This window comes from Paenarthrobacter sp. CM16, from assembly GCF_013179505.1.
In the GTDB taxonomy this organism is placed as follows: Bacteria; Actinomycetota; Actinomycetes; order Actinomycetales; family Micrococcaceae; genus Arthrobacter.
This window is the reverse complement of the sequence record NZ_JABMCX010000277.1, coordinates 1-6,238: the sequence shown is the minus strand read 5'-3', so window position 1 is coordinate 6,238 and position 6,238 is coordinate 1. Positions and strand designations below refer to the sequence as shown.

The window sequence follows — 6,238 nt, the reverse complement described above, 5'->3', positions numbered from 1 at the left end:
TGAAGAACTTCTAGTGGAAGAAGTGGCGTGCACCCGTGAAGTACATCGTGATGCCGGCAGCGTTGGCTGCGGCGATGACTTCCTCGTCACGGACGGAACCGCCGGGCTGGACGACCGCGCGGACACCGGCGTCGATCAGGATCTGCAGCCCATCGGCGAACGGGAAGAACGCGTCGGAAGATGCAACGGCACCGCGGGCGCGCTCAGGTGCGTTGGCACCGCTGGTGTTGGATGCGCCGCCCGCACCTTCGACGTCGGACTCCACCGTCACGCCCAGCGTGTTGGCGCGCTCGACGGCCAGGCGGCAGGAGTCCAGGCGGTTGACCTGGCCCATGCCGATGCCCACGGCTGCACCGTGGTTGGCGATCAGGATGGCGTTGGACTTGGCGGCGCGGCAAGCAGTCCAGGCGAAGGCGAGGTCTGCGAGCGTTGCTTCGTCTGCGGCTTCACCGGCTGCGAGGGTCCAGTTGGCGGGGTTGTCGCCGTCGGCGTCTACCTTGTCAGACATCTGGACCAGGACGCCACCGGAAACCTGGCGCATCTCCGAAGGGTAGCGGCCGTAACCTTCGGGCAGGGCAAGGAGGCGGATGTTCTTCTTCTTGGAGAGGATCTCCACGGCTTCGGGCTCGAAGTCCGGGGCGATGACAACCTCGGTGAAGATGTCGGCCACCGTGCGGGCCATGCCTGCGGTGACGGTGCGGTTGGCCGCGATGACGCCACCGAAAGCGGAGACGGGATCGCAAGCGTGGGCCTTGGCGTGGGCATCGGCGATCGGGTCTGCGGCATCCGCGGAACCAACAGCCACACCGCACGGGTTGGCGTGCTTAATGATCGCGACGGCAGGCTCGGCGAAGTCGAACGCAGCGCGCAGGGCGGCATCGGCGTCGACGAAGTTGTTGTAGCTCATGGCCTTGCCGTGCAGCTGGTCGGCTTGGGCGATGCCTGCCGGAGCAGCCTTGTCCACGTAGAGCGCGGCCTGCTGGTGCGGGTTTTCGCCATAACGGAGGACCTCGGAGCGCTCAAGGGACAGGCCGGCATACGCGGGCCAGTCGATGATGCCGTCGCCGTCTTCGTCCAGGAACTGGCTGGCGGTCCAGGAGGCAACAGCGTTGTCATAGCTGGCCGTGTGCGCGAAGGCCTTGGCGGCCAGGCGGCGACGGGTGTTGAGGTCGAACCCGCCCTGTGCTGCGGCTTCAACCACTGCGCCGTAGAAGTTCGGGTCAGTGACAATGGCGACGGCGGCGTGGTTCTTCGCGGCCGAACGCACCATGGCGGGGCCTCCGATGTCGATCTGCTCCACCACATCGTCCTGCGCTGCGCCGGACTTCACGGTCTCGACGAACGGGTACAGGTTCACCACCACGAGGTCGAAAGTCTCGATCTCCATGCCGGCCAGGGTGTCCATGTGAGCCGGGACGCGACGATCAGCCAGGATGCCGCCATGCACGCGCGGGTGCAGGGTCTTGACGCGGCCGTCCAGCATTTCCGGGGAGCCGGTGACTTCTTCGACTTCCTTGACCGGGATGCCTGCGGCGGCGATCTTCTTGGCGGTGGAGCCGGTGGAAACAATGGCGACGCCGGCTGCGTGCAGGCCCTTCGCGAGCTCCTCCAGTCCCGTCTTGTCGTAAACCGAGATCAGTGCACGGCGGATGGGAACACGGTCAAGCTGCGTCAAGCTCACAAAAGTCTCCGTCTTAGTTCGCGTAGAAGTCGCGGGTAGTCTCGCGGGTGGTGGGATACGGAGAGTTTATCGCGTTTCGAGGTTGGGCCCGTTTTGCGTCCTTGCCCTCCCCTGCGTTGCGGGGCCCACTCTGCGTTCCAGGCTTGGCCCAAACCCCGCATACCAGGCCTCACAACCTCACCCCCCTTGCGTTGCGAGGCCAAGACAAACTACGACGCCGGACCTCGCCACCCGCGCGACACCAACGCGTCGCGCACCTTACGTTCCGCGTTGGCCCATCCACTTTTCATCTGGACGTCGGAGAACTTGAGCACGATCCAGCCCATAGCTCGAAGCCGGTCGTCACGTTCGATGTCTTTGCCCCACTGCACGGGGTCGGAGCGATGATGGTCACCCTCATACTCCATGGCAATTTTGTACTCCTTGTACTGGAGGTCCGGCGTCGAAATGTACCTACCGTGTTCATCGAAGACCGGTTGGGTGACAGCAGGCTCCGGGAGGCCGGCGTCGACGATTTTTAACCGCAGCCGGGATTCCTGGGGCGAGTCGACCCCAACGCGCAGCAACGGCAGTATCTCCCTGGCCATCCTGATTCCCTTGACTTTGGGTCGCCGGTCAATGACTTCCTGGATCGCCTCGATCGAGGACAACGGATTCTCCCGCGCCAGCAGAAAATCCCCGGCTGCAACAAGCGAAGACCGTCCCATATGCCGGGCCAAATCAACCCACGTCCATTCGGGTGACGTCAACTGGACTCCGTTTAACACACGTACATCCCGGGCCAAGAGCGGCGCCCGATGCCCGACTACCCCGCGACGTTTGACCCTGCCGATCTCTTGCCGACGCGTAACATGAATCTGACCGCTGGCCCCCTCCTCCTCAAGATATAGAGGAAGCGGCATCGACCACAGCAACGCTGCCGTGACATGACTGACCGCCCACCGCGGAGTGACAGCTGTGTACAGCCGGCCGAGCAGTTCGAGGTCGCGTTCGTTTGCCCTGGCGATACGAATGCCACGACTCGGCGTCTCCAATTCACTTACCTGAAGTCGCCATCGCGGTACACCGGCAGCGTAGGCATCGGCGACGAGGAAGCCTTGAGGATCGACGTCCGTTGGCAAAGGAGTGGGTTTCCGCATGGGACCATGCTTGCGGGAAATGATGGCTCGCATCCGGTTATCCACAGAAATCGCAGTCAGGACGCTTCTGGCTATTCCTCCACAGGCGTTGCGAGGCCCACTCTGCGTTCCATCCCCGGCGCGAGGCCCGCAGAACAGGCCCCACAACGCGGGGCCCACCCGTTGCGAGGCCCACTCTGCGTTCCATCCCCGGCGCAAGGCACGCAGAACAGGCCCCACAACATAGGGTTGATCCATGGAAGCCACCGAGGTTGTTCTTGTTGCCGATGTTGGGAAGAGCCGCTGCCGCGTTGAGTTGCGCAGCGGTTCGGAGTTGCTGGGCGCGGCCGATCAGCACGGCTTCCCCGGGGTGCACGTAGACAACGGGCCCACCCTCGCGTTCGAACTCCTTCTCGAAACGGTCAGCCTGCTCCCCTCGGGGCTTCCCGTTGGCAGCATTACCAGCGTTGGCGCCGCCGTGGCCGGCGTTGAGGCGTCCGCGGAGAAGTCGCAGGAACTCGCCACCATGTTGGCCCGGAGATTCAGTGTCCCCGCCGCCGTCCTTTCCGACGCCACATCAGCCCAGCTCGGCGCTCTCCAGGGCGCCCCGGGAACCACGCTCATTGTGGGCACCGGCGCCGTGGCCTTCCGTTTCGATGAAGCCGGAGTCCTGCACCGTGCCGACGGCTGGGGCCCCTATCTTGGCGATCGCGGCAGCGGGCGTTGGATCGGCCAGCAGGGTCTGCAGGCTGTTCTTGAAGCGCACGACGGCGGCCCGGCCACGTCATTGTCCGCCGCAGCCGGCGCCCTGGTGGAGTCGCCCGAAATGCTCCCGGGCTGGCTTGCCGCCAGCGAGAACCCCTACCGTGCGATGGCCCGGTTCGCGCCGCTGGTGCTGCACGCTGCGGAGGCGGGTGACGGCGTCGCGAATGACATCATCGGCGAGGCATGCCGCATCCTGACCAACACCGTGAAGCTTGCCAGCGGCAGTGACTCGGGTTCGTCGCGTGTGGCGCTCCTGGGAGGAGTGGTGGGATCGGACTTCTTCGCGTCGCTCTTGCGCAAGTCCCTCGCTTCGGCTGGGATTGAGGTGGTTGCACCGCTCGGCGATGGCTTGGACGGTGCTGCCCTCGCTGCGACGCGCCGCGGGCTCATCCAGGAAAGGTACATCCACCGTGACGGAACAAACTGGCCCGACTAGCGCCGACAAACTTGCGGGCCTGCGCACGGAACTCGCCGGCCTGGCCACCGAGGCCACGGCCGAGGGCCTGGACAACCTGGACATCCTTGGCACTGAAGAACTCGTCGCCGCGATGCTTGCCCACAGTGCAGGAGTACACGCTGCTGTTGAGGCTGCGAGTCCCGCAATTGTTCAAACGGTCGACGCCGTTGCGGAGCGGCTCCAGCGCGGTGGCCGCCTTTTGTATGTGGGAGCCGGTACGGCCGGGCGTCTCGGTGTGCTGGATGCGAGCGAGTGCCCGCCAACGTTCGGCACCCCGCCGGGACTCGTCGTCGGACTCATCGCGGGCGGTACCAAAGCTATCCAGCACCCCGTGGAGTACGCCGAGGACAACGCAACTGCCGGTGCCCGGGACCTGCACGATATCAACGTCACTGAAGCGGACGCCGTCGTGGGTATTACCGCCTCCGGCAGGACGCCGTACGTGATCGGCGCGCTGGAGGAGGCCCGGAAGAGGGGGGCGTTCACGGCATCGCTGGCGTGCAACAAAGGCTCGGCCGTAAGTCACGTCGCGGACGCCGCAATTGAGGTTGTAGTGGGTCCGGAGTTCATTGCGGGCTCCACGCGGCTGAACTCGGGGACGGCCCAGAAACTTGTCCTCAACATGATCAGCACGTTGGTGATGGTGAAGCTCGGCAAGACGTACGGGAACCTCATGGTGGACCTGCGCGCCACGAATGAGAAGCTGCAGGCCCGTTCGCAACGCACGGTCCAACACGCCACCGGGGTCTCCGCCGAGGAAGCTGCCGCGGCGTTGGACTCCGTGGGTGGTTCGGTAAAGGCGGCCATTTTGGTGCTCCTGACAGGTATCGAGGCTGGTCAGGCCAAGGGTGCTTTGGAAGAGGCCGGTGGTTTCCTGCGGCGGGCCATCGAGAACCAGAAGTAACGCGGACTTCCGCTCCGTGCACAGCGCATAAAGTTGCATGCAGGAGGCCCAATGAATACATACACAGCCGTGCCCAGCGGCGAGCAAGTTGTGCAGGAACTGCCGTGGCGGTGGAAGGTCCAGGGACGGATTTTCGTGATCGGCGGGCTCGGATTCATGTTCGATGCCTGGGATGTCACGCTCAACGGCATCCTGATTCCGCTGCTGTCCAAGCACTGGTCGCTGCAAGCTGCTGATGCGGCGTGGATCGGCACGGCCAACCTTATTGGCATGGCCGTGGGCGCGTTCGCTTGGGGCACGATTGCGGACACCATCGGCCGCAAAAAGGCGTTCACTGCCACCCTCCTGATTTTCAGCATCTTCACAGTCCTGGGCGCGTTCGCCCCGGACATTGTGTGGTTCTGCATCTTCCGTTTCATGGCCGGCTTCGGCTTGGGCGGCTGCATCCCCGTGGATTACGCGCTGGTGGGCGAGTTCACTCCGCGGAAGCAACGTGGCAAGGTGCTCACGGCCATGGATGGGTGGTGGCCGATCGGTGCTGCGCTCTGTGGTTTCGTCTCCGCCGGCCTGGTTGCTGCCTTCGGTGATTGGCGGCTCACGATGCTGATCATGGTGCTGCCGGCTCTGCTCGTTTTCTGGGTGCGCCGTTCGGTTCCCGAGTCGCCGCTGTTCCTTATTCGTGCGGGCCGCCGTGCCGAGGCTGCGGCGGTCATTGATGGTTTGGTGGAGGCCACTGGCGCCACGCCGCGGGCCTACAGCCTGCCCGAACCGCAGGCCGCGCCGCGCCTCTCCCCCGGCAGCGCGTGGGCGCAGCTGCGAGGGATCTGGCAGTTCAACTGGAAGATCACCACCGCAGCCTGGGCCCTGTTCTTCAGCATCCTGTTGGTCTATTACTTGTCGCTGACGTGGATGCCGCGCATTCTCATCGGCGCCGGGTTCGAGGAGTACAAGGCGTTCGTCACGACGGCGAGCATGGCCGCCGTCGGACTTCTGGGCGTAGTGGTTGCCGCGCTGCTGGTGGAGCGCGTGGGCCGCAAATGGATCCTCGCCATTACCGGCCCGTTGTCCGCGTTGACGCTGGTGATTGTGGCGTTCGTGGTGGATGTGCCCTCGGCTGCTGTGTTCTGGCTGCTTGCCTTCGGGTTCGTGGTCCAGGTGGCCATCCCGGTCCTGTATGCGTACGTGTCCGAGCTGTACCCCACGGAGCTTCGCGGCTCGGGCTTCGGCTGGGCTTCGACGTTCTCCCGCATCGGGGCAGGCTTTGGCCCCTTGGTGTTTGCCTCGTTCTTCTGGCCCGAGTTTGGGTTGGCGCA

Annotated in this window: 5 protein-coding genes; 3 read left to right on the top strand and 2 right to left on the bottom strand. The window is 64.7% G+C overall.

Translation table 11 applies throughout. The annotated features are described in order from the left end of the window. Nucleotides 1-10: 10 nt before the first annotated feature. Both purH and HP499_RS25275 read right to left on the bottom strand, forming a co-directional pair. Complete coding sequence (gene purH / locus HP499_RS19375; RefSeq protein ID WP_172325788.1) at nt 11-1,681, bottom strand: bifunctional phosphoribosylaminoimidazolecarboxamide formyltransferase/IMP cyclohydrolase; 1,671 nt, start codon at nt 1,679-1,681, stop codon at nt 11-13. 209 nt (nt 1,682-1,890) lie between these two features. Then, a complete protein-coding gene (locus HP499_RS25275; RefSeq protein WP_253951700.1) occupies nt 1,891-2,430 on the bottom strand; it encodes an endonuclease domain-containing protein in 540 nt (179 codons plus the stop codon). A gap of 625 nt (nt 2,431-3,055) precedes the next feature. On the opposite strand from HP499_RS25275, the gene HP499_RS19365 reads away from it, so the two are divergent. The 3 genes from HP499_RS19365 to HP499_RS19355 form a co-directional block, all read left to right on the top strand. Continuing rightward, nucleotides 3,056-4,000 carry an N-acetylglucosamine kinase gene (locus HP499_RS19365; protein WP_172325786.1) on the top strand — a complete coding sequence of 315 codons (945 nt, stop codon included), beginning with the start codon at nt 3,056-3,058 and terminating at the stop codon, nt 3,998-4,000. Continuing rightward, nucleotides 3,975-4,925, top strand: coding sequence for an N-acetylmuramic acid 6-phosphate etherase (gene murQ / locus HP499_RS19360; protein WP_172325785.1), 951 nt, complete (start codon nt 3,975-3,977; stop codon nt 4,923-4,925). Before HP499_RS19365 ends, murQ begins: the two co-directional genes overlap by 26 nt. Nucleotides 4,926-4,976: 51 nt before the next feature. After that, on the top strand, nt 4,977-6,238 hold a 1,262-nt coding region (locus tag HP499_RS19355), incomplete at its 3' end, for an MFS transporter (RefSeq protein WP_172325784.1).

Bases quoted from the DNA above. Each gene is read 5' to 3' on its own strand.
- HP499_RS19365 (WP_172325786.1), top strand. From the start codon at position 3,056: ATGGAAGCCACCGAGGTTGTTCTTGTTGCCGATGTTGGGAAGAGCCGC.